The sequence below is a fragment of the Gordonia iterans genome, from assembly GCF_002993285.1.
Classification (GTDB): domain Bacteria; phylum Actinomycetota; class Actinomycetes; order Mycobacteriales; family Mycobacteriaceae; genus Gordonia; species Gordonia iterans.
In genome coordinates, this window is sequence record NZ_CP027433.1 from 3066154 (window position 1) to 3087113 (window position 20960).

The window sequence follows — 20960 nt, forward strand, 5'->3', positions numbered from 1 at the left end:
GAGATTACCAACATTCTCCCCCCAAACCGCAAATCAGCAGTTCAGACCGCTGCAGCGGCGACCTCTCGCGCCTGCGCCAGCCTGCGCAAGGTGCGCTCGCGGCCGAGGATCTCCATCGACTCGAACAGCGGCGGACTGATCGCCGCGCCGGTGACGCCGACCCGCACCGGACCGTAGGCCTTGCGTGGCTTGAGCTCCAAGCCGTCGATCAGCGCCGCCTTGAGCGCGTCCTCGATGGCCGCCGTCGTCCAGTCCGGCACGCTCTCGCACGCGGTGATCGTCGCTTCCAGAACGGGCACGGCGTCGGCCTTGAGGTTCTTGGCGGCGGACTTCTCGTCGAAGGCGAAGTCTTCGTCCGAGACGTACGCGAACTTGATCAGGTCCCACGCGTCGCCGAGCACCTGGACGCGCGTCTGCACCAGGTCGGCGAGCGGCCGGAACACGGCGTCGTCGATCGGCTCCTCGAGGCGGCCGTGCTCGACGAGGAAGTGCCGCAACCGTCCCGCGAAGTCTGCCGGGGCGAGCCTGCGCAGGTGCTCGGCGTTGATGGCGTCCGCCTTCTTCTGGTCGAAGCGCGCCGGGTTGGAGTTGACGTTGCGCACGTCGAAGGCCGCGACCATCTCCTCGAGGGAGAAGACGTCGTTGTCGGCCGACAGGCCCCAGCCCAGTAGCGCCAGGTAGTTCAACAGCCCCTCGGGGATGAAGCCGCGGTCGCGGTGATGGAAGAGATTGCTCTCCGGGTCGCGCTTGGAGAGCTTCTTGTTGCCCTCGCCCATCACGAACGGCAGGTGGCCGAACTCGGGCACCCGATCGGCCACGCCCAGCTCGATCAGCGCCCGGTACAGCGCGATCTGCCGCGGCGTCGAGGCGAGCAGATCCTCGCCCCGCAGCACGTGCGTGATCTTCATCATCGCGTCGTCGACCGGGTTCACCAGGGTATAGAGCGGGTCGCCGTTGCCGCGCGTCAGCGCGAAGTCGGGCACCGTTCCGGCCTTGATGGTGGTCTCGCCGCGAACCAGGTCGGTCCACGTGAGGTCGTCGTCGGGCATCCGCAGGCGGATCACCGGCTTGCGGCCCTCCGCAGCGAAGGCCGCGCGCTGGTCACCGGTCAGTTCGCGGTCGTAGTTGTCGTAGCCGAGCTTCGGGTCACGACCAGCCGCACGGTGCCGCGCCTCCACCTCCTCGGGCGTCGAGTACGCCTCGTAGGCGAACCCGGCCTCCACCAGACGATCGACGACGTCGAGGTGCAGCTGCTTGCGCTCGGACTGCCGGTACGGTCCGTACGGCCCGCCGACCTCGGGCCCCTCGTCCCAGTCCAGACCCAGCCAGCGCAGCGCGTCCAGGATGGCGGCGTAGCTCTCCTCGCTGTCGCGCGCGGCGTCGGTGTCTTCGATGCGGAAGACGAAGGTGCCGCCGGAGTGACGGGCCTGAGCGAAATTGAACAGCGCGGTGCGGGCGAGACCCACATGCGGAGTTCCGGTGGGTGAAGGGCAGAAGCGAACACGGACGGTCATGCAGGTCAGCGTAGTGGAGCGCAGGAATCGTCGGACAGCGGGGAGCGTCGCCGATCGAAGCCGCGCTTGTCTAGTTGTTCTATCTGAAATAGAATTAGTTGCGTGTTGTTTCGCATCCGTCCGCACAGCGACGCGCCCATCTTCGTTCAGGTGGCCGACGCAGTGCGCACCGAGCTCTGCGCCGGCCGCCTCGGCCTGGGCGACCGGTTGCCGCCCGCCCGCGAGGTCGCCGCGGCGCTGAACGTCAACATGCACACAGTCCTGCGCGCGTATCAGGACCTCCGCGACGAGGGCCTGCTGGAACTCCGGCGCGGTCGCGGCGCGGTGATCACCGAGGCCGGTGATCGCCTGCGCTCGCTCGACGACGACATCCGCGCCCTGACCGCCAAGGCCGCCGCATTGAACATCGGCCCCGACACCCTGTCCGCACTCGTGAAAGAGGCTTCCCATGTCCCCGAATGAACCACCGTCCCCGAACGAACCCTCGCCGACCACCCTGACCGACGACGAGATCGCCCGGCGCCGCCCGGTGATCGCGTTCGTCACGGTCGCCGTGGTGATCCCCGTTCTGCTGATCGGGATCGCCACCGCGGTGCAGATCTCGCTGCTCGGCGCGCTGCCCGCCGACGTCGCCGTGCACTGGAACCTCGCCGGGGAACCCGACCGATGGATGCCGGCGTGGTCGCTGCCGCTGATCACCGCGATCCTCGGACTGGCGGTGATCGCGCTCATCGCCGGACCGACGGTCCGGCCGGTCGCGCAGGGCGATTCCGGCGCCGTCTACCGGATTCTGGGCGGGACCGCGCTCGGCGTGTCGGTGCTGCTGGCGGTGGTCTTCACCGGTGCGGCCTGGTATCAGACCGACGGCGGCACCGTGCCGATCACGACGATCGTCGCCGTCGCCTCGCTGGCCGCGGCGGCCGTGGGGACGGTCGGCGGACTGCTCCTGCCGCAGCCGCCGCGCGCAGAGCGCACCGCCGCCGCGACGCCGATGCCGCTCGGCGACGACGAGCAGGCCGTCTGGCTGCGGACGACGACCGCCTCCCCCGGCGTGCTCGCGATCAGCGCCGCCGGATTCGCGATGGCCCTGCTGGCGACCGTCTTCAGCTGGGCCGACGGCCAGAGCTCCGGATTCGTGATCGGTGCACTGGTGGTCACCGTGGTGATCGGTCTCGCCTCGGTGGTGACCGTGGCGTTCCGCGTCCGGGTCTCCGGCGAGGGACTCGAGGTACGGCCCCTCGCCGGGTTCCCGCGTCTGCGCGTGCCGCTCGACGACGTCGTCGACGTCCGGGTCGACGCCGACGTTCGCCCGATCGGCGACTTCGGCGGCTACGGAATCCGGAAGATCGGCCGGCGGACCGGGGTGGTACCGCGCCGCGGCGAGGGCATCCTCGTCGAACGCACCGGCGATCGGGTCTTCGGCGTCGTCGTCGACGATGCGGCGACCGGCGCGGCGCTACTGGCCGCGCTCGCCGACCGAGCGAAGGAAGGCGATCAGTAGCTCGTTGACCGCTTCGGGCCGTTCCAGATAGCCGAAGTGCCCGGCGCGGTCGATCTCCTCGTACCGGGCCCCGGGGATCGCCTCGGCCACCTCGCGAGCCAGGAACACCGGGAGCGTCCGGTCGTCGGCGAAACCGATGACCAGTGCCGGCCGGTCGATCCCGCGATAGGCCGCCAGGCGGTTGTCCTCACGCTCGTGCAGATTCAGCTGCGCACGAACACCGGCGCTGCGGGCCTGTCCGCCGAAGCCGATGATGTCGAGCCAGTCGCGCGCATCGCGGTCGTTCGCGAGGGTGTGCGGCGAGAGGTTCATGTGCGCGGTGACCGCGGCGTAGTACTCGGCGGGGAGTTCGACTCCGCGGTCGTACAGCTCGCGCTCGCCGTGCGAGAAGGCCTCCAGCATGGGCGTCGACCGCCCGTAGGTGGCGATCATCACGACGCCGCGCACCACGTCCGGCCGCGCGAGCGCCAGCTCCTGGGTGATCCGTGCGCCGAGAGACGTGCCGACCACCCGTGCGGGACCGGCGCCGAGGTGCTCGATCAGGGCGGCCGTGTCGGCGACCATGTCGGCCAGGGTGAAACCGTCGGCACACTCGCTCGACGGAGCGACGCCGCGGTTGTCGAAGGTCACCACCCGGAATCCGGCGGCGAGCAGGGCCGGTTGCTGATGTGCGTGCCAGACCCGTCCGGGACTTCCGGTGCCCATGACCATCACCACGAGCGGAGCGTCTGCCGGCCCGACATCGGTGTACGAGAGCGTGATGCCGTTCAGCTGCGCCGCCACCGGACGCGCGAGTGCCGGGCGGGTCACTTGTCGACGACCGGGTTGGTGAGCGTGCCGATCCCCTCCACTGTCACCGACACCGTCTGCCCGGCGACCATGGGACCGATCCCGGCCGGCGTGCCCGTCAGGATCACGTCGCCCGGCAACAGCGTCATCACGCGCGAGATCCACTCGACGATCTCGCCCACCCCGTGCAGCATCAGCGAGGTGCGCGAAGACTGCTTGGTCTCACCGTCGAGCGTGGTGCTGATCGCGAGGTCCGACGGATCCAGCGCCGTCTCGATCCACGGCCCCAGCGGGCAGAACGAGTCGTAGCCCTTGCCGCGCGTCCACTGCCCGTCGGCCTTCTGCTGGTCCCGTGCGGTGACGTCGTTGGCGACGGTGTACCCGAGGATCACACTCGCCGCCTTGGCCGCGGCCACGTCCTTGCAGGGGCGGCCGATGACGATCGCGAGCTCGCCCTCGTAGTCCACACGCGTCGACGACGGCGGTCGCACGATCGGTACGCCGGGCCCGATGATCGACGTGTTCGGCTTCAGGAAGATCACCGGATCCTCCGGAGGCGGACCGCCCATTTCCGCCGCGTGATCGGCGTAGTTCTTGCCGATGCAGATCACCTTGGTCGCCAGGATCGGGGCCAGCAGGCGCGTCTCGCTCAGCGCCCAGGTGCGCCCGGTGAACGTCGGATCCCCGAAAGGATGTTCGGCGATCTCCCGCGCCGTCTCGGCGCCCTCTTCCCCTTCGATGGCGACGAATGCCACCCCGTCCGGACTTGCGACACGCCCCAATCTCATGCGGCCAGGCTATCGCAGCCCCGCACGGCGAGCAGCAACGGCCAGTGTTCTATGATGTGGAACTAGAGTATCAGAATGTGAGATACGTCATCCTGCGCGTCCCCGGACCGGCAGGCCGACGAAGGGAGCCGAGATTGGACGAGCAGACGCTCTCGGTCGGCCGGCGATGGACCATCCTGGTCTGCGCCCTCATCGCGGCGATGACCTCGACGGCCGCCACCAGCGGGTTCGCCTACGTGATCCCCGCCCTGCACGACGGCGGGATGTCACTCGGTACCGCGGCCGCGCTGGCCGCCGTGCCGACGGTGGGCATCACCGCCGCGATCATCGCGTGGGGATGGGCGCTCGACCGCTTCGGCGAACGCCGCATCCTGCTGCTGTCGATGACGATCACCCTGGCGGGCACCGTCGGCGCGATGGTCGCCGTGTGGACCGGCGCCGGACACTGGGCCCTCGGTGCGGCGCTGCTGATCGGCGGCGTCGGCTCGGGCGCGGCGAACGGCGCGAGCGGCCGGATCGTCGTGGGCTTCTTCCCCGCCGATCAGCGCGGCACCGCCATGGGGATCCGGCAGATGGCGCAGCCGCTGGGCATCGCGGTGCTCGCGCTGACGATGCCGGTCCTGGCCGCCACCGTCGGCATCACCGCGGCCCTGGCGATCCCGGCGGCGGTCACCGCGCTCGGACTGCTGGCGGTCTACTTCGGGATCGTCGACCCGGAGCTGCCGCCGTCGTCGCTGACCTCGGCTCGCCACGGCAACCCGTACCGATCGAGCTGGTTTCTGTGGCGGATCCACGCGTTCAGCGTGCTGCTGGTGATCGGGCAATCGATGCTGTGGACCTTCGTCCCCGCGTGGCTGATCGTCGCGCAGGGCTGGACTCCGTGGGGCGCCGGTGTCCTGGTGACCGTGACGCAGGTCCTCGGCGCGCTCGGCCGCATGGCCGCCGGCCGCGTCTCGGACGTGTGGGGCTCCCGGATGCGGCCCGTGCGGGTGATCGCCGTGGTCGCCGCGGCGAGCCTGGCGCTGCTGGCGCTCACCGATCAGCTCGGCCTGTCCGCGGCGCCCGTTCTGATGGTGATCGCGTCGGTGTTCACCGTGGCCGACAACGGTCTCGCGTTCACCGCGATCGCCGAGTCGGCGGGGCCGTCGTGGAGCGGCCGCGCGCTGGGCGTGCAGAACACGGCGCAGTTCGTCGCCGTGGCGATCACGACGCCGCTGCTGGGCGCGATGATCGAGCGTTACGGGTACCCGGTGATGTTCGGCCTCGTGGCCGCGGCCCCCGTGCTGGCCCTCCCGCTGATCCCTCGTGATCCGCCGATCCGGGAAGAGAAGGTGACCTGACTGGTTCGCGGGAGAACCCGTGGCGGCACCCTCCAGGTCCGATGCCTTCCGCTGATCTCGATACGTCGGCGCTCACTCCGTTCGCGCCGACTACTCGATCACCGAAGAACCATCCGAGCTGCTGACCGGACCACGACTCACCATCCCGCGGATCTGCTGGGCTGCGACGGACAGTGCGGCGAGATCGCGGACCCTCGAGCGGGCTATCTCGTCGAGCACCGCGCGGGTGCGGCCGAGCCGCGCGCCGTTGGTGGCCTCCCAGTCCCCGATCCGTTCGGCCGCGGGTGCGTCCGGGTCGGTGAAGGTGAGGACGTCCAGGGTCAGCGCGCGCACCGAGCGATACACGTCGTCACGCAAGGCCAACCGCGCGAGCGCATTCCAGCGCTCGGTGTCGTCGAGCGCCGAAATCGCCGTCAGGAGGTGATCGATGCTCAGGTGCGCGTTGAGCGCATAGTAGACATCTGCCGCGCGATCCAGCTCGCAGTGGGCGATGTCGGCGAGGTCGATGATGTCCAGACCGGGGAATGCCATCAGCACGCTCATCACCTCCCGTGCGTCGACCGGATCGGCTCCGGCGTCGATCAGGGGCCGCGACCGCTCGTCGACGATGGCGGCATCGGCTCCCTGCAGACGCTCCAGCACCGTGGGCATCAGCTCAGTCATGCCGACGGCGTACCGGGCGGTCTCGGCCCCCACGGCGAGCGGTTGGGGCCGGTGATCGAGGAGCCAGCGGGCCACCCGATCGACCAGCCTGCGCACCTCCGACATCATCGCGTTCGACACCGCGACCGACGGCGCCGTCTCCCTGATCCGCGCCACACGGTCGGGCACACCGACGATCGAACTCGCGGCGACGAACGCGCGGGTGGCGTCCACCGCCGAAGCGCCGGTGTCCTCGCAGATGCGGAAGACGTACGAGACGCCGCCGACGTCGACCACCTCGTTCGCGAGGACCGTCGCCAGGATCTCGCGCCGCAGCGGGTGCGCCGTGATCGCCTCCGGGTGGCGGGTGCGCAGCGCGTGCGGGAAGCTGCCGGCCAGCCGGTCGCGCAGAAACTCGCTGTCCACGAAGGTCGACTCCAGCAGGGCCGCTTTCAGGTCGAGCTTCACGTGCGCGATCAGCACTGCGAGCTCAGGCGAGACCAAGCCGACGCCTCGGGCCGCACGCGCGGTGATCTCGGCGTCGTCGGGCAGCGCCTCGAGGTCCCGCTCCAGAGCGCCTTTGGCCTCCAACTGCCGGATCTGCCGAGTGTGGACGGCGAAGCGTCCCGCAGCGGCGGCGCGGCACGTGCCGACCAGCTCGTTCTGCGAGTAGTTCTGCCGGAGAACCAGCTGTTCGACGTCATCGGTCATCTCCACGAGCAACGCGTCCCGCGCGTCTGGTGACACCGCTCCGGCAGACACCAGACCGTCGAGCAGGACCTTGATGTTCACCTCGTGGTCGGAGCAGTCGACACCGGCCGAGTTGTCGAGGGCGTCGGTGTTCACGCACCCGCCGGCCAGCGCGAACTCGACGCGGCCGCGGGGAGTGACGCCGAGATTGCCGCCCTCCCCGATCACCCGGGCGCGCACCGTCGGCGCCGCGACGCGCACCGCGTCGTTCGCTTTGTCGCCGACGTCGAGATCCGTTTCGGCCGACGCGCGGACGTAGGTGCCGATGCCGCCGTTCCACAGCAGATCCACGGGGGCCTGCAGAACCGCCCGGATCAGCGCGGTGGGCGTCAGGGGGACGACGTCGTCGTCGATCCCCAGCGCACGCCGCATCTCGCCGGTGATCTCGATGGACTTCGCCGACCGCGGAAACACCCCGCCGCCCGGGCTGATCAGCGCCGGGTCGTAGTCCGCCCACGACGATCGCGGGAGCCCGAACAGGCGCCGCCGTTCGGCGAACGAGCGAGCGGCGTCGGGATCCGGGTCGACGAAGACGTGTCGGTGGTCGAAGGCCGCCACCAGCCGGATGTGCGGGCTCATCAGCATGCCGTTGCCGAAGACGTCACCGCTCATGTCACCGATCCCGGCGACCGTGACGTCCTCGGACTGCGGGTCCAGCGACAGTTCCCGGAAGTGCCGCTTCACCGATTCCCAGGCGCCCTTCGCGGTGATGCCCATGCCCTTGTGGTCGTAGCCGACGGAGCCGCCCGACGCGAAGGCATCGCCGAGCCAATAGCCGTACCGGGCGGCCACGTCGTTCGCCTCGTCCGAGAACGACGCCGTTCCCTTGTCTGCGGCGACCACGAGGTAGGTGTCGTCGGGGTCCCGGCGCACCACCAGCGGCGGCGGAACGGTGACCCCGGTCCGCGGATCGACGTCGTCGGTCACGTCGAGCAGCGCCGCGATGAACGTTCGGTAGCAGGCGACGCCCTCGGCCCGGAACGCCTCCCGATCAGCTGCGGAGTCACCCGTCGCCGCAGGCGGGCGCTTACTGACGAAACCGCCCTTGGCGCCGACCGGCACGATCACCGCGTTCTTGACCGCTTGCGCCTTGACCAGACCGAGGACCTCCGTCCGGAAGTCTTCGAGTCGATCGGACCAGCGGAGTCCCCCGCGTGCGACGGGTCCGTAGCGGAAGTGCACCCCTTCCACGCGGGGTGAATACACGTACACCTCGATGCGGGGGCGCGGCGCCGGCAGAAAGCCCAGGAGCGACGGTGAGAACTTCAGCGCCAGCGCCGACGAGTGCCGGACGGAGTCGTCGAGCCTGCGGAAGTAGTTGGTGCGCAACGTCGCCCGCACCAGGTCCAGGTAGGCGCGAAGGATCCGGTCGACGTCGAGTGAGGCCACCGCGTCGATCGCGGTGAGCAGCTCTGCGACCAGGACCTCGGCCCGGTCCGGATCCGCCTGCCCGGGGGCGAACTGGAGGCGGAAGAGCGCGACGATCCTCTGCGTCATCTCCGGGTGCTCGGCCAGGACGCCGGCGATGCGCTGCGCGCTGTACGGGAAACGCGCCTGACCGAGGTACTTCGCATAGCCGCGCAGCAACTCCACCTCGCGCCAGTGCAGCCCGGACGTCAGGACGAGACGATTGAACTGGTCGACTTCGGCCGACCCCCGCCAGACGGCGAGGAAGGCATCGCCGAAGCGCTCACCCACCGTCTGCCCGCCCGCCGAAACCACGCGCGCGGGGTCTGCCGGCAGCGCCGACGGGCTGAGCGTGAAGTCGTAGATCCAGGCGTGGTCGCCGTCCGGCCGCACGACGGAATGCGGCCGCTCGTCGACCACCCGCACACCCAGGCTGTGCAGGATCGGCAAGACGTCACTGAGCGCCACGCGCGCCCCTGCGGCGTACAGGCTGAAAAGCCCTTCGCCCTCCTCGCCGGCGGACGCCAGGTTCACGTCCACTTCCCCCGGCGCGAGCCGATCCAGCCGGGTGAGGTGATCGGCGGCCGGCGCGGGCGGCTCCTCGATTCGGGCCGGAGACGGATCGTCGTCGCGTGTCGAATTCATCGCTGCTTTCCAGCCGAGTCGGCAAATAGGGAGGCGACCGTCAGATCAGGCCGTCGGACAGGTGATTCGGGGTGCCGAATCGGTGGGCGGTGATCGAGACCGCCTGCTCACGCAGGTGCGGGAGCATCTCCACCCGTCCAGCCGAGACCACCTCACCGCCGTACACGGCGACGTCCGGCTTGCCGCCGGTCGCCTCGTAGACCGCGGCCACCTGGTCGGCGCGCGACGCTCCGGCGACGATCCGAACCCGGGCACTCGCGCCCGCGCCGTCCTTGCGCGCAAGGCGCCCCAGGTGCGACGCCCAGCCGGCGTCGTCCTGGAACAGCAGGTCCACGCCGGCGGCGCGCAGCGCCGACTGCACCGCTTCGGGCAGGGCGATCGGGGTGCTCACCGTCGGGCTGCCACCTGCGGCCAGGCCCGCGGCCACCGCGCGGATCACGTGGTGCAGCGGCGCGTCGGCGGCGATCCGGACGGTGACCGGCACCGGGAGGTAGCGCAGCAGATTGCGCTCGACGCCGACCTGCGACGCGTCCCGGGCGATCCCGAACTCGTCGACCCAGGCCGCGGCGTCGGAGCTCAGTGCCGCCGACAGCCATGCGAAGTCCGGCCCGGACACGCCTGCCTCGGCGGCCGCGGCCAGCAACGGTGCGGCCGCCGGGCGCGGAGCGCCGGCGCCCTTCGCCACCGGCGCGTCGACCCAGTCGACCAGGCCGTGCAGATAGTTCGGGCCGCCGGCCTTGGTGCCGGCGCCGATCGCCGACTTCTTCCAGCCGCCGAACGACTGACGACGCACGATGGCACCGGTGATGCCGCGGTTGACGTAGGCGTTGCCGGCCTCGATCCGGTCCAGCCAGATCTTCAGTTCGTCGCGGTCGAGCGAGTGCAGACCGCTGGTGAGTCCGTAGTCGATTTCGTTGACGATGTCGATCGCCTCGTCGAGCGTCGTGGCGGTCATGATGCCCAGGATCGGGCCGAAGTACTCGGTCTTGTGGTACTCGGATCCGCGGCGGACACCGTCGCGCACGCCCGGGCTCCACAGGCGGTTGCCGCCCTTCTTGTCGAGCGCCAGCGGGCTGTCACTGGGGAGCGGCTCCGGCTTCAGCAGCCAGGTCTCCCCCGGGCCGAGGGTGGTGAGCCCGCGCAGCAGTTTGCCCGAGGGTGCGGTGATGATGGTGCCCATCTGCGTCTCGAGGTGCTCGGGCGTGCCGACCTTGAGGGACTTCACCGCGTCGAGAAGCTGGCGGCGGAATCGCTCCGACGTGGCCACCGAACCGACCAGGATCACCAGGGAGGCGGCCGAACACTTCTGGCCGGCATGACCGAAGGCCGAGAGCGCGACGTCCTTGGCTGCCAGGTCGAGGTCGGCCGACGGCGTCACGATGATGGCGTTCTTGCCGCTCGTCTCGGCCAGGATCGGCAGGTCGCGCCGCAGTGCGCGGAAGCTCTCGGCGGTCTCGTAGGCGCCGGTCAGGATCAGGCGGTCCACCCGCGGGTCGGCCACGAGCCCGGAAGCCAGGGTGCGGTCGGAGAACTGCACCAACTGCAGCACGTCGCGCGGGACGCCGGCCTCCCACAGCGCCTCGACCATCACCGCGGCGCTGCGCGCCGAGGTCGATGCGGGCTTGATCACCACGGCGCTGCCGGCGGCCAGGCCGGCGAGCACACCGCCGGCCGGAATCGCGACCGGGAAGTTCCAGGGCGGGATCACCGCGACCAGCTTCTTCGGTCGGGGCTGCCCGCCGTCGGTCTGCTCCAGCAGCTGACCGAGCATGGCGTAGTAGTTCGCGAAGTCGATCGCCTCGGACACCTCGGGATCACCCTGGTCGAGGGTCTTGCCGCATTCGGAGCCCATCACCTCGAGGAGATCGGCGCGGCGGGCTTCCAGCCGCTCGCCGGCGCGGTACAGGATGCGGGCGCGCTCGTCGGCCGAGAGAGCCTGCCACCCGTCCGCTGCGTTCACCCCGGTCGAGATCACCCGGTCCAGGGCGGACTCGTCGCCGATCATCGACGCGGCGACCAGCTCGGTGCCCAACGACGAGGTGACCATCCGGCCCGCGATCGCCCGGCCCCACGCCCGGTTGCCGGGTAGATCCGGATCGGTGTCGGGAGTGTTGTCGAACTCGCCCCGGACACCGCGCTGGATCAGCGCCTCGATGCGCTCTTCGGCGCCGTCGGCGTCATAGCGCGTACGGTCCTGGCGGCGGCTGGGCGACGGCACACGGAAATGCTCGGGATCGCCGTCTGCGGTGATCGATTCGAGGTCGGCGAGCGAGGCGAGGAAGCGCTCCTTCTCGCGCGCGAACATGCTCGCATCGTCGTTCAGTTCGAAGACCGCCGACATGAAGTTCTCCTGGCTCGCGCCCTCCTCCAGACGGCGGATCAGGTAGCTGATCGCGACGTCGAACTCCTGCGGATGGACCACCGGCGTGTAGAGCAGCAGCGATCCGACCTCGCGTTTGACGGCCTCGGCCTGCGCGGTCGCCATGCCGAGAAGCATCTCGACGTCGATTCCGGCCTCAGCGCCCCGGCGCTTGGCCAGCAGCCAGGCGAGCGCGATGTCGAAGAGGTTGTGCCCGGCGACGCCGATGCGGACGTTCGTCACCCGCTCGGGATGGAGTGCGTAGTCGAGCACCGCCTTGTAGCTGGTGTCCGATTCCTGCTTGGCACCCCACGTAGCCACCGGCCACCCGTGGACAGCCGCGTCGACCCGCTCCATCGGAAGGTTGGCGCCCTTGACCACCCGGACCTTGATCGGGGCGCCGCCGCCGGCCACCCGCGCCGCGGCCCACTCCTGCAGGTCGATCATCGCGCCGAGCGCGTCCGGCAGATAGGCCTGCAACACGATGCCCGCGGACAGGCCGTGGAACTCCGGGCGCTCCAGGATCTTCTTGAAGACCGCAATGGTCAGATCGAGATCCTTGTACTCCTCCATGTCCAGGTTGATGAACTTCTGCGGACTCGCCGCGGTGTCGTTCGGCCCGCTCCCGGCACCGGCCGCACGGGCGAAGAGCGGCACCAGCTGCTCGGTGATGCCGTCGACGGCCTCGTCGAACGCCCAGTGATTGTGCGGGGCGACGGTCGAGGACACCTTGATCGAGACGTAGTCCACGTCCGGGCGCGAGAGCAGCTTGTGGGTGCCGGCCAGACGGCGCTGCGCCTCGTGCTCCCCGAGGATCGCCTCGCCGAGAAGATTGATGTTGAGCCGGACACCGTCCCGCTTGATCTTGGCGATCGCCGGGCCGAGCTTGCTGTCGGTGGCATCGATGATCAGGTGGCTGACCATCTCCCGCAAGACTCTCCGCGCGGTCGGCACCACGACACCGGGCAGCGGCTGGGCCATCACTCCGCCCAGGGATACCGCGCCGCGCATCGGTGCGGGCAGGAACTTCGGAGTGAGCGGGGCGAGGCTCTTGAGTTTCTTGGCGGCTGCCTTCCGGTCCTCCGGCCGCACGACGCCGTCGACGAAGCCGACGGTGAATTCGAGGCCGTTCGGGTCGCTCAGGACGCCCGTGAGTCGCGCCGCGGCGGCATCGACCGGATACTGTTCGGCCTCGGCGAGCCAGCGCTGCACCAGCGCGACGGCGTCGTCCGCCAGATCTTGCGGTCGTACCTGCTGCCGTGCCTCTACTGCGTTCGTCACTGGACTGCCTCTCTCGATCGGCGGTGTGTGCGGGCGCACAGCGCCTGCCTCCTTGCAGCCATGCTCACCCGAATCGCCGTTGAAGTACAGCGGCATTATCTGTGCTTTATCGTTAAGTAGAACCGAATGATGAGACGACGACGGAAGGCACCGGTGAGCCCGCGATGCTGGAGGTGAAACGACTGCGCCTGCTGCGTGAACTGTCGGCACGGGGAACCGTGGTGGCCGTCGCCGAGGCGCTGAACTACAGCCCGTCCGCCGTGTCGCAGCAGCTCTCGCTGCTCGAGCGGGAAGTCGGCGCGTCCCTGCTGCAGCGCAACGGCCGGCTGCTCGAACTCACCGCGACAGCCGAGTACCTGGTCGCCGAGGCCGACGAGTTGCTCAACCACATCGAGCGGATCGAGTCGGGGATCCGCCTGCGCCAGGGCGAGGTCAGCGGAACCGTCCGGGTCGCCGCCTTCCAGACCGTGATGCTGGCGCTGCTTCCACAGGTGCTCGACCGTCTGCGGACCGACCACCCCAATCTGCGGATCGACGTGATGCAGCACGAACCCGAAACGGCGCACTTCGAGACGTGGGCCCGCGGCTTCGACTTGGTGATCGCCGAACAGTATCCCGGTCACGCCACCGTGCAGTTCTCCGGCCTCGATCGCGCCCCGCTCACCCGGGACCGGATCCAACTGGCCCTGCCGCTGATCGCCGGGCGGCCCGAGTTCGACTCGATCACGTCGCTGGCCGACGCCTCCGACGTCCCCTGGGTGATGGAGCCGCGCCGTGCGGCTTCGAGGCACTGGGCCGAACAGCTTTGTCGCAGTGCCGGTTTCGAGCCCGACATCCGATTCGAGACCGCCGACCTGCAGGCTCACATCAGGCTGATCGAGACCGGCAACGCCGTCGCTCTGGTGCCCGGTCTGGTGCACGCCCAAGGTCGGCCGCGGATCCGGCTGATCGACCTGCCCGGAGATCCGGAACGCACGGTGTTCACGGCCGCGCGATCAGCCCAGGGCGAGGACCCGGCGATCGCCGCCGTTCGCGCCGCCCTCGCGGAGGAAGCCGCGCGGAGGTAGCGCCTCCCCGGCTCGGGCTCGGTCGAAACGAGGGTGCCGGGCACCCTGGATTCGCTCTGGCACCCTCGACGGAGGGTGCCAGACCGAGACGGAGGTTCCGGGCACCCTGATTTCGGCCCGCCGACCGCGAGGATCAGGTTGCGCGCGCGATCAATGGTCTCGACTCCGCTCGACCAACGAGGAACTCCACTCGCCGATCGAGCAACTCCCTCGACCAACGAGGAACTCCACTCGCCGATCGAGCAACTCCTCGACCAACGAGATCCCCCTCGCCGATCGAGCGAAGTAGAGATCACCCCCGACGATCGAGCGACGTCGAGATCACGACGCGTCAGACCAGTGCCAGGATCCGGTCGCCCACCTCGGTGGTCGAGCCGCGCTCGTCGCCGCGGGTCGCCACGTCCCGGGCCACCGCCGCTTCGACCCGCTCGGCGCCGGCATCGTCGCCGAGATGACGCAGCAGCAGTGCCACCGAGAGGATCGCCGCCGTCGGGTCTGCCAGATTCTGGCCGGCGATGTCCGGCGCGCTGCCGTGCACCGGCTCGAACATCGACGGGTTGGCGCGGGTGGCGTCGATGTTGCCCGAAGCGGCCAACCCGATCCCGCCGGTCACCGCGGCGGCCAGATCGGTGATGATGTCGCCGAACAGGTTGTCGGTGACGATCACGTCGAAGCGGCCCGGATCGGTCACCAGGTAGATGGTGGCCGCGTCGATATGGCAGTAGTCCACCGAGACCTCGGGGAACTCCGCGCCCACCTCGTCGACCGTGCGGGCCCACATGGACCCGGCGAAGGTCAGCACGTTGGTCTTGTGCACCAGCGTCAGCTTCTTGCTCCGCGCCTGCGCGCGGGCGAAGGCGTCGCGAACCACGCGCTCGATGCCGAAGCGGGTGTTGACGCTCACCTCGGTGGCCACCTCGTGCGGGGTGCCCACGCGGATCGCGCCGCCGTTGCCGGTGTACGGCCCCTCGGTGCCCTCGCGCACCACGACGAAGTCGATCGCCGGATCGCCGGTTCCGTTCGCCCCGCTCGCTGCGCTCCCGGCGGCGGCCAACGGCGATGCGACGCCCTCGAACAGCACCGACGGCCGCAGGTTCACGTGGTGATCCAGAACGAACCGCATCTTCAGCAGGAAGCCGCGCTCGAGGATGCCCGGCGGCACCGACGGATCGCCGATGGCGCCGAGCAGGATGGCCTCGTGCTCGCGCAGCGAGGCCACGTCGTCGTCGGTCAGCAGGTCACCGGTGGCATGGTAGCGACGGGCGCCGAAGTCGTACTCGGTGGTCTGCACCTCGGGGTGCAGCTTGGTCAGCACGCGCAGCGCCTGTGCGGTGACCTCAGGGCCGATCCCGTCGCCGGGGATCACTGCGAGCTTCACGAGAAGTCCACCTGCTTGATCAGGGTCGCCGAGACGGCGTCGGCGACCGCGGCCAGCACATCCTCGTCCACGGTGCGGTCCACACGCAGAATGATGGTGGCACCGGGACCTTCGAGGTCCTGCGCCAGGCCGGCGGCGACGATGTCGACGCCCGCGTTGCCCAGCAGCGTGCCGATCTTGCCGAGCGTGCCCGGCTGGTCGGCGTAGCTGATGATGAGATTCTTGCCCTCGGCACGCAGGTCGAAGTTGCGGCCGTTCACGTTGACGATCTTCTCGACCTCGCGCGGCTCGGTCAGGGTACCGGCGACGTTCACGTGAGTGCCGTCGGCGAACACGGCACGCACGTCGATCATGCTGCGGTGATTCGGGCTCTCGCTGGCGGTGACCACCTCGTAGCTCACGCCGCGCTCGGCCGCGACGCTCGGCGCGTTCACGAAGGTCACCGGCTCGTCGACGACCGCCGAGAACAGGCCCCGGACGGCCGACAGGCCCAGCACGTCGACCGGACGGGCGGCCAGCTCGCCGCGGATCTCGACGGTGACCACGGTCGGCTGTCCTTCGGCGACCACGCCGACCAGGCGACCGAGCTTGCGCGAGAGGTCCAGCCAGGGCGCGACCTCGTCGTCGACCGGTCCGCCGGTGATGTTCACCGCATCCGGAACGAACTGGCCGGCCAGCGCCAGCTGCACGCTCTTGGCGACGTCGGTTCCTGCGCGGTCCTGCGCTTCGGCGGTGGAGGCGCCCAGGTGCGGAGTAACCACGACCTGATCCAGGTCGAACAGCGGCGAATCGGTGCACGGCTCGGTCGCGAAGACGTCCAAGCCGGCGGCCCGCACGTGGCCGGACTTGATCGACTCGGCCAGCGCGGCCTCGTCGATCAAACCGCCGCGAGCGGCGTTGACGATGATCACGCCCTCCTTGGTGCGCGCCAGCTCGTCGGCCCCGATCAGACCGGCGGTCTCCTTGGTCTTGGGCAGGTGCACGGTGATGAAGTCCGAACGCTCCAGCAACTCCTCCAGGCTCACCAGCTCGATGCCCAGCTGGGCTGCGCGGGCGGCCGAGACGTAGGGATCGTAGGCGATGAGGTGGGTCTCGAAGGCGCCGAGACGGGCCGCGACCAGCTGGCCGATCCGGCCCAGCCCGACGACGCCGACGGTCTTGTCGAAGAGTTCGACGCCGGAGAACGACGAGCGCTTCCAGGTCTTCTCCTTCAGGGTGACGTCGGCGGCGGGCACCTGACGGGCCGCCGACATGAGCAGCGCGACAGCATGCTCGGCGGCGGAGTGGATGTTCGACGTCGGGGCGTTCACGACCATGACGCCGCGCTCGGTGGCGGCGGGCACGTCGACGTTGTCCAGGCCGACACCGGCACGAGCCACGATCTTGAGGTTCTTGCCCGCGTCGAGCACTTCGGCGTCGACCGTCGTGGCCGAGCGCACCAGGATCGCGTCCGCGTCGACGACCGCCTCCAGCAACTTCGGCCGGTCCGGGCCGTCGACCCAGCGGACCTCGACGTCGCCGCCGAGTGCCTCGACGGTCGACGGGGCGAGCTTGTCTGCGATCAGGACGACGGGACGGCTGGATGCGGTCACTAGGTTTTCTCCAAGTTCATCGATTCGCGCATGCACGCGCCGGGCGCACGCGTCTGACGCGACTACTTTAGGCTCCCACCAACGGCAAGTCATAGTCGCCCCGGGCGGCCCGAGGGTGTCCTGGCACACGTGCCGACCTGCGAATGTGGTGTACCACACGGTTCGCCGGGTAGATTCCCTAGCGTTGTCTCTTTTCGGTCACGGCTCACCCGAGCCGTGCTCTTCGTCTGCGACGAGCGGGGAGACCGTGCATAGAGTGAGGCACTACCAAGGTCTCGGCCCCCGGGACCGCAACGAGCGGAGTTTGTACATGAAGAAGACCGCATTGGTCTTCGCGGCCGTGATCGCCGCGATTCTGGGTCTGGTCGCTGTCGGAATCGGCAACGCCGAGGCCGCGCCGAAGGTCAATGTCGGCGGCGGTTCGGGAATCCTGACCTTGCGCGGCGGCAACTCGGCCTCCGCGTGCACCGTCACCGCGGTCGGCCGCCCGACCTCCGGCGCCCACAAGGGCCGTCTGATCGCTCTGACTGCGGGTCACTGCGGCCGCCCCGGTCAGGTCGTCCTCTCCGAGCGTTCGCCGAACCGCGGCCCGATCGGCCGGTTCGCCGCCGTCAACGACAACATCGACATCGGGGTGATCCACCTCGACGCGGCCAAGGTGCGGCCGGTCCGGACCGTCCGCGGCGTCACCATCCGCTCGATCGACACCCGCCCGGTGAACTTCCCGACGATCGTCTGCAAGGACGGCCGCACCACGGGCCACACCTGCGGCGTCACCTGGTTCTCCGACGGTGTCTCGCACTTCTCCCAGATGTGCGTCGTCGAAGGCGATTCCGGCAGCCCCGTGGTCGTCGGAAACCGCCTGGTCGGCATGGTGAACGCTTACTACTTCGTGTCCTGCATCGGTCCGGAGACCGGCACCAACATGGGCGTGATCATGAAGCAGCTGAACCGCTGGGGCTACGGCGGCTTCCGCGTGGCGTAGCCACCCCGACCGGTCGAGCCACTTCGCCGGTCGAGCCACTTCGTCGGTCGAGCCACTTCGTCGGTCGAGCCACTTCGTCGGTCGAGCGCAGTCGAGACCCCCCACGACGGGCGGTCCGGGATCCTTCCCGGGCCGCCCGTCGTCGTGCTGCGGTGTGCTTCGCTGCGACGACCACCGGCCCCCTCGACACCGGCCGCCCCGCCACTCAGACGTCGAGGTCGAGGTCTTCCAGCTCGGCCACCGTTCCGCCCCGGGCGAGCAGCTGCTGATAGGCGGCCAGCCTGACCTCGTCGATCCGGGTGTTGCTTGTCCCGCGCTTCCAGTAGCCGAACACGGCCACATCGTCCTTGGCAACACCGTGCCGGCTGCGGAAGAACGAACGGACTTCGCGCATCTCGTCGCGTTCACCGGCGCCCCACACCACGTGTCCGGCCGGGTCGGCGAGGGTGGCGAGCGCGGAGCCGTAACCGTTGCCCGGCTCGATCCTGTGCAGCTCCAGGCCTGGAACCCGCGGGAGCTCGGCATAGGCGGGCGCATCGTCGGTGGCGACCCATCCCACCCCGCGCAGCCCTGCGGGCGGCTGCTGCAGCAGGGTGAACAGCGCCGGGATGGCGGTGTCGTCGGCGAACAGCGCTGCCGGCCGTCCGCGCAGATCAGGGATCTGCATATGGGCCGCGGACCGACGAATTCGATCGGCTGACCGACGGCGAGGTCGGCGAGCCACGTCATCATCGGGCTGGGATGCCCGTGCCGGACGACGTCGACGTCGATGGTCGCGGCCGCCGTCGAGCACGACCGCACGGTGTAGATCCGGCTCACCTGCTCCGGGCCGCGGCCGATGCGCAACCGCACGGCCACATTGGGCGTCGCCCACACCGGATCGCGTGCCACCGTCGGCGCCGCGATCGTCACCCGGCACAGGTGCGCCGAGACCTCGGTCCAGCGGGCGACCGTCCCGCTGACCAGCTCCAGGCCCTCGTTGTGGTCGGCCGACCGGATCTCCTTCCGCAGATGCAGCGGGGTGTCCGGCTGATCGGCGGCCCGCTGCGGGCGGCCTGTCGATTCGGGGGTGCCTGTCATGGTCTTCCTCCTGATGGTGATGTCGATTGCGGTCGGTGATGAGCGTCCCGGCGGTCGCGCGGCACGATGAGGGGTCGACCGGTCTCCGGGTCGGTCAGCACAAGCGACTCCAAGTCGAAGACCTCGCGCAGCAGATCGGTCGTGAACACGTCGCCGGGCGGGCCATGCGCGACGACGTCGCCGTCGCGCATCGCGATGACCCTGGTGGCGTAGCGGGCAGCCAGGTTGATGTCGTGCAGCACGGCCACGAGGGTCCGACCCGCGGCGTGCAGCGACGAACACAGATCCAGCACGTCGATCTGGTGCGCGATGTCGAGGTAGGTGGTCGGCTCCTCGAGGAGAAGCACGGGAGTCTGCTGCGCCAGCGACATCGCGATCCACGCGCGCTGCCGCTGACCGCCGCTGAGCTCCTCCACCAGCCGGTCGGCCTGATCGAGCAGCCTCACCCGCGTCAGCGCTTCGGCGACGATCTCCTCGTCCCGCGCCGACCATTGCCGCAGCAATCGCTGGTACGGATGCCGCCCACGCGCCACCAGCTCGGCGACGGTGATCGCGGCCGGCGCGGTCGGCGACTGCGCCAACAGGGCGATGCGCCGGGCCAGTTGCTTGCCTCGCAGCCGTGCGACCGGGACCCCGTCGAGCAGGACCTCTCCGGCGGACGGCGGACTCATCCGGGCGATCGCCCGCAGGAGCGTCGACTTGCCGCAGCCGTTCGGGCCGACGATCACGGTGAAGCCGCCCGACTCGACGACCGCGGTCAGGTCGTCGATGACGGTGCGCGGCCCGTAGCCGACCCGCAATCCCTCGATTCTGATCTCCATACTCGTCTGTCGCCTTCCCTACAGTCGCCGGGCCAGCAGCCACAGCAGATACAGTCCACCGAGCACGCTGGTGATCGACCCGACGGGCGCGCGCATCCCGAAGTCCACGTGCTGGGACAGCAGATCAGCGGCATTGAGCAGGACCGCGCCCACCACCGCCGACAGCCACAGCTGGATTCCGGCGACCGGCGCCAGGCCGGCGGCGAGGTGCGGGGCGGCGAACGCCACGAAGGCGATGGGCCCGGCCGCCGCGGTCGCCACCGCGGCCAGCGTCACGGCGAGGACCATCGCAGCCAGCCGCACCGGTTCGGTCCGTATCCCCACCCCGTGCGCCGTCTCGTCGCCCATCTCCATCAGGGAGACCTGCCGAACCAGCGGCACCAGCGCGGGGAGCAGAACGCCCATCGCCACGGTCAGCGCGATCACGTGCGGCCAGCCGCGGGCGACCAGCGAACCAGCCGTCCACAGATTCGCGGCGGCGGCGGTGTCCAGATCCGCACGCACCACCAGCAGGGAGGTCACCGCACTGAAGATCGCGCCCACGCCGATGCCGACCAGCACGAGCCGGGGCCCGCGGGAAGCCCCGTCTCGTCGCGCCAGGACGTACACCAGCAGGGCCGTGGCCAGTCCGCCGACCAGGGCCGCCACTGCAGTGACCACTACGCCGCCGCCGAACAGGACGATCGCCACCACCGCGGCTGTCGTTGCGCCGGAGGTGAAGCCGAGGATGTCGGGAGAGCCGAGTGGGTTGCGCGACAGCGAGACGAACACCGCGCCCGAGATCGCCAGGCAGGCCCCGACCGCGGTGGCGGTCAGCGCACGCGGCAACCGGCGTCCGAGTACTGAACGCGTCACCGACGGCGACGCGTCACCGGTGAACACGGCGAGCAGGTCCGCGGGAGACGACGTGGAACGGCCGACGACCAGTGCGGCTACGACGAGCAAGAGCAGCACCACTCCCCCGATCAGGACACCGCGAAGCTGACCCGGCCGGACACGCACACTCAGCGGCCCGACCGCA

General features: G+C 69.9%; 16 protein-coding genes and 1 pseudogene. 6 read left to right on the forward strand and 11 right to left on the reverse strand.

Annotated features, from left to right (window positions below; all coding sequences use genetic code 11):
• Positions 1–41: 41 nt before the first annotated feature.
• Entirely contained in the window at positions 42–1514 is a 1473-nt protein-coding gene (gltX, locus tag C6V83_RS14155) for a glutamate--tRNA ligase (protein ID WP_105942932.1), read from the reverse strand.
• Between the two features lie 102 nt (positions 1515–1616).
• Here gltX and C6V83_RS14160 point away from each other — a divergent pair, with 102 nt between their 5' ends.
• Both C6V83_RS14160 and C6V83_RS14165 read left to right on the forward strand, forming a co-directional pair.
• Positions 1617–1976: a GntR family transcriptional regulator gene (locus tag C6V83_RS14160; protein WP_105942933.1), complete on the forward strand. Its 360-nt coding sequence runs from the start codon at positions 1617–1619 to the stop codon at positions 1974–1976.
• Positions 1963–3015, forward strand: coding sequence for a DUF1648 domain-containing protein (locus C6V83_RS14165; protein WP_105942934.1), 1053 nt, complete (start codon positions 1963–1965; stop codon positions 3013–3015). The genes C6V83_RS14160 and C6V83_RS14165 overlap by 14 nt, the downstream gene beginning before the upstream one ends.
• On the opposite strand, the gene C6V83_RS14170 is transcribed toward C6V83_RS14165, so the two are convergent.
• Both C6V83_RS14170 and C6V83_RS14175 read right to left on the reverse strand, forming a co-directional pair.
• Positions 2971–3825 carry an alpha/beta fold hydrolase gene (locus C6V83_RS14170; RefSeq protein ID WP_105942935.1) on the reverse strand — a complete coding sequence of 285 codons (855 nt, stop codon included), beginning with the start codon at positions 3823–3825 and terminating at the stop codon, positions 2971–2973. The genes C6V83_RS14165 and C6V83_RS14170 overlap by 45 nt on opposite strands.
• Complete coding sequence (locus C6V83_RS14175; RefSeq protein WP_105942936.1) at positions 3822–4592, reverse strand: fumarylacetoacetate hydrolase family protein; 771 nt, start codon at positions 4590–4592, stop codon at positions 3822–3824. The genes C6V83_RS14170 and C6V83_RS14175 overlap by 4 nt, the downstream gene beginning before the upstream one ends.
• A 134-nt stretch (positions 4593–4726) precedes the next feature.
• On the opposite strand from C6V83_RS14175, the gene C6V83_RS14180 reads away from it, so the two are divergent.
• Positions 4727–5932, forward strand: coding sequence for an MFS transporter (locus tag C6V83_RS14180; protein ID WP_234353744.1), 1206 nt, complete (start codon positions 4727–4729; stop codon positions 5930–5932).
• A 90-nt stretch (positions 5933–6022) separates the two neighbouring features.
• On the opposite strand, the gene C6V83_RS14185 is transcribed toward C6V83_RS14180, so the two are convergent.
• Positions 6023–9376 carry an NAD-glutamate dehydrogenase domain-containing protein gene (locus tag C6V83_RS14185; protein ID WP_105942937.1) on the reverse strand — a complete coding sequence of 1118 codons (3354 nt, stop codon included), beginning with the start codon at positions 9374–9376 and terminating at the stop codon, positions 6023–6025.
• A 40-nt stretch (positions 9377–9416) separates the two neighbouring features.
• Positions 9417–13016, reverse strand: a complete 3600-nt coding sequence (locus C6V83_RS14190) for a proline dehydrogenase family protein (RefSeq protein WP_234353745.1) — start codon at positions 13014–13016, stop codon at positions 9417–9419.
• 164 nt (positions 13017–13180) lie between these two features.
• On the opposite strand from C6V83_RS14190, the gene C6V83_RS14195 reads away from it, so the two are divergent.
• Positions 13181–14083: a LysR substrate-binding domain-containing protein gene (locus C6V83_RS14195; RefSeq protein WP_105942939.1), complete on the forward strand. Its 903-nt coding sequence runs from the start codon at positions 13181–13183 to the stop codon at positions 14081–14083.
• 331 nt (positions 14084–14414) lie between these two features.
• On the opposite strand, the gene C6V83_RS14200 is transcribed toward C6V83_RS14195, so the two are convergent.
• Together C6V83_RS14200 and serA are read right to left on the reverse strand one after the other, a co-directional pair.
• Positions 14415–15461: a 3-isopropylmalate dehydrogenase gene (locus C6V83_RS14200; protein WP_105942940.1), complete on the reverse strand. Its 1047-nt coding sequence runs from the start codon at positions 15459–15461 to the stop codon at positions 14415–14417.
• The gene (serA, locus tag C6V83_RS14205; RefSeq protein ID WP_105942941.1) at positions 15458–17053 is read right to left on the reverse strand and encodes a phosphoglycerate dehydrogenase; all 1596 of its coding nucleotides are present in this window, start codon (positions 17051–17053) and stop codon (positions 15458–15460) included. The genes C6V83_RS14200 and serA overlap by 4 nt, the downstream gene beginning before the upstream one ends.
• 310 nt (positions 17054–17363) lie before the next feature.
• Here serA and C6V83_RS14210 point away from each other — a divergent pair, with 310 nt between their 5' ends.
• Positions 17364–18038: a chymotrypsin family serine protease gene (locus tag C6V83_RS14210; RefSeq protein ID WP_105942942.1), complete on the forward strand. Its 675-nt coding sequence runs from the start codon at positions 17364–17366 to the stop codon at positions 18036–18038.
• A gap of 205 nt (positions 18039–18243) precedes the next feature.
• Here the strand turns inward: C6V83_RS14210 and C6V83_RS18540 are convergent, their stop codons facing one another.
• A complete protein-coding gene (locus C6V83_RS18540) occupies positions 18244–18705 on the reverse strand; it encodes a siderophore-interacting protein (protein WP_199832523.1) in 462 nt (153 codons plus the stop codon).
• Positions 18706–18770: 65 nt separating this feature from the next.
• Positions 18771–18950: pseudogene (locus tag C6V83_RS19095) on the reverse strand (siderophore-interacting protein); the annotation flags it as partial.
• Here C6V83_RS19095 and C6V83_RS18805 point away from each other — a divergent pair.
• Positions 18877–19071, forward strand: a complete 195-nt coding sequence (locus tag C6V83_RS18805; RefSeq protein ID WP_234353746.1) for a hypothetical protein — start codon at positions 18877–18879, stop codon at positions 19069–19071. The pseudogene C6V83_RS19095 and the gene C6V83_RS18805 overlap by 74 nt on opposite strands.
• A gap of 43 nt (positions 19072–19114) precedes the next feature.
• On the opposite strand, the gene C6V83_RS14220 is transcribed toward C6V83_RS18805, so the two are convergent.
• Entirely contained in the window at positions 19115–19939 is an 825-nt protein-coding gene (locus C6V83_RS14220) for an ABC transporter ATP-binding protein (protein WP_105942943.1), read from the reverse strand.
• An 18-nt stretch (positions 19940–19957) separates the two neighbouring features.
• On the reverse strand, positions 19958–20893 hold the full coding sequence (locus C6V83_RS14225; RefSeq protein ID WP_234353747.1) for a FecCD family ABC transporter permease: 936 nt from the start codon (positions 20891–20893) through the stop codon (positions 19958–19960).
• Positions 20894–20960: the final 67 nt, after the last annotated feature.

Excerpts from the sequence above, each read along its gene's own strand:
- gltX (WP_105942932.1), bottom strand. The coding sequence starts at position 1,514 with ATGACCGTCCGTGTTCGCTTCTGCCCTTCACCCACCGGAACTCCGCAT.
- C6V83_RS14165 (WP_105942934.1), top strand. The coding sequence starts at position 1,963 with ATGTCCCCGAATGAACCACCGTCCCCGAACGAACCCTCGCCGACCACC.
- C6V83_RS14175 (WP_105942936.1), bottom strand. The coding sequence starts at position 4,592 with ATGAGATTGGGGCGTGTCGCAAGTCCGGACGGGGTGGCATTCGTCGCC.
- C6V83_RS14185 (WP_105942937.1), bottom strand. The coding sequence starts at position 9,376 with ATGAATTCGACACGCGACGACGATCCGTCTCCGGCCCGAATCGAGGAG.
- C6V83_RS14195 (WP_105942939.1), top strand. The coding sequence starts at position 13,181 with ATGCTGGAGGTGAAACGACTGCGCCTGCTGCGTGAACTGTCGGCACGG.
- C6V83_RS14210 (WP_105942942.1), top strand. The coding sequence starts at position 17,364 with ATGAAGAAGACCGCATTGGTCTTCGCGGCCGTGATCGCCGCGATTCTG.
- C6V83_RS18540 (WP_199832523.1), bottom strand. The coding sequence starts at position 18,705 with ATGCAGATCCCTGATCTGCGCGGACGGCCGGCAGCGCTGTTCGCCGAC.
- C6V83_RS18805 (WP_234353746.1), top strand. The coding sequence starts at position 18,877 with ATGCGCAACCGCACGGCCACATTGGGCGTCGCCCACACCGGATCGCGT.
- C6V83_RS14220 (WP_105942943.1), bottom strand. The coding sequence starts at position 19,939 with ATGGAGATCAGAATCGAGGGATTGCGGGTCGGCTACGGGCCGCGCACC.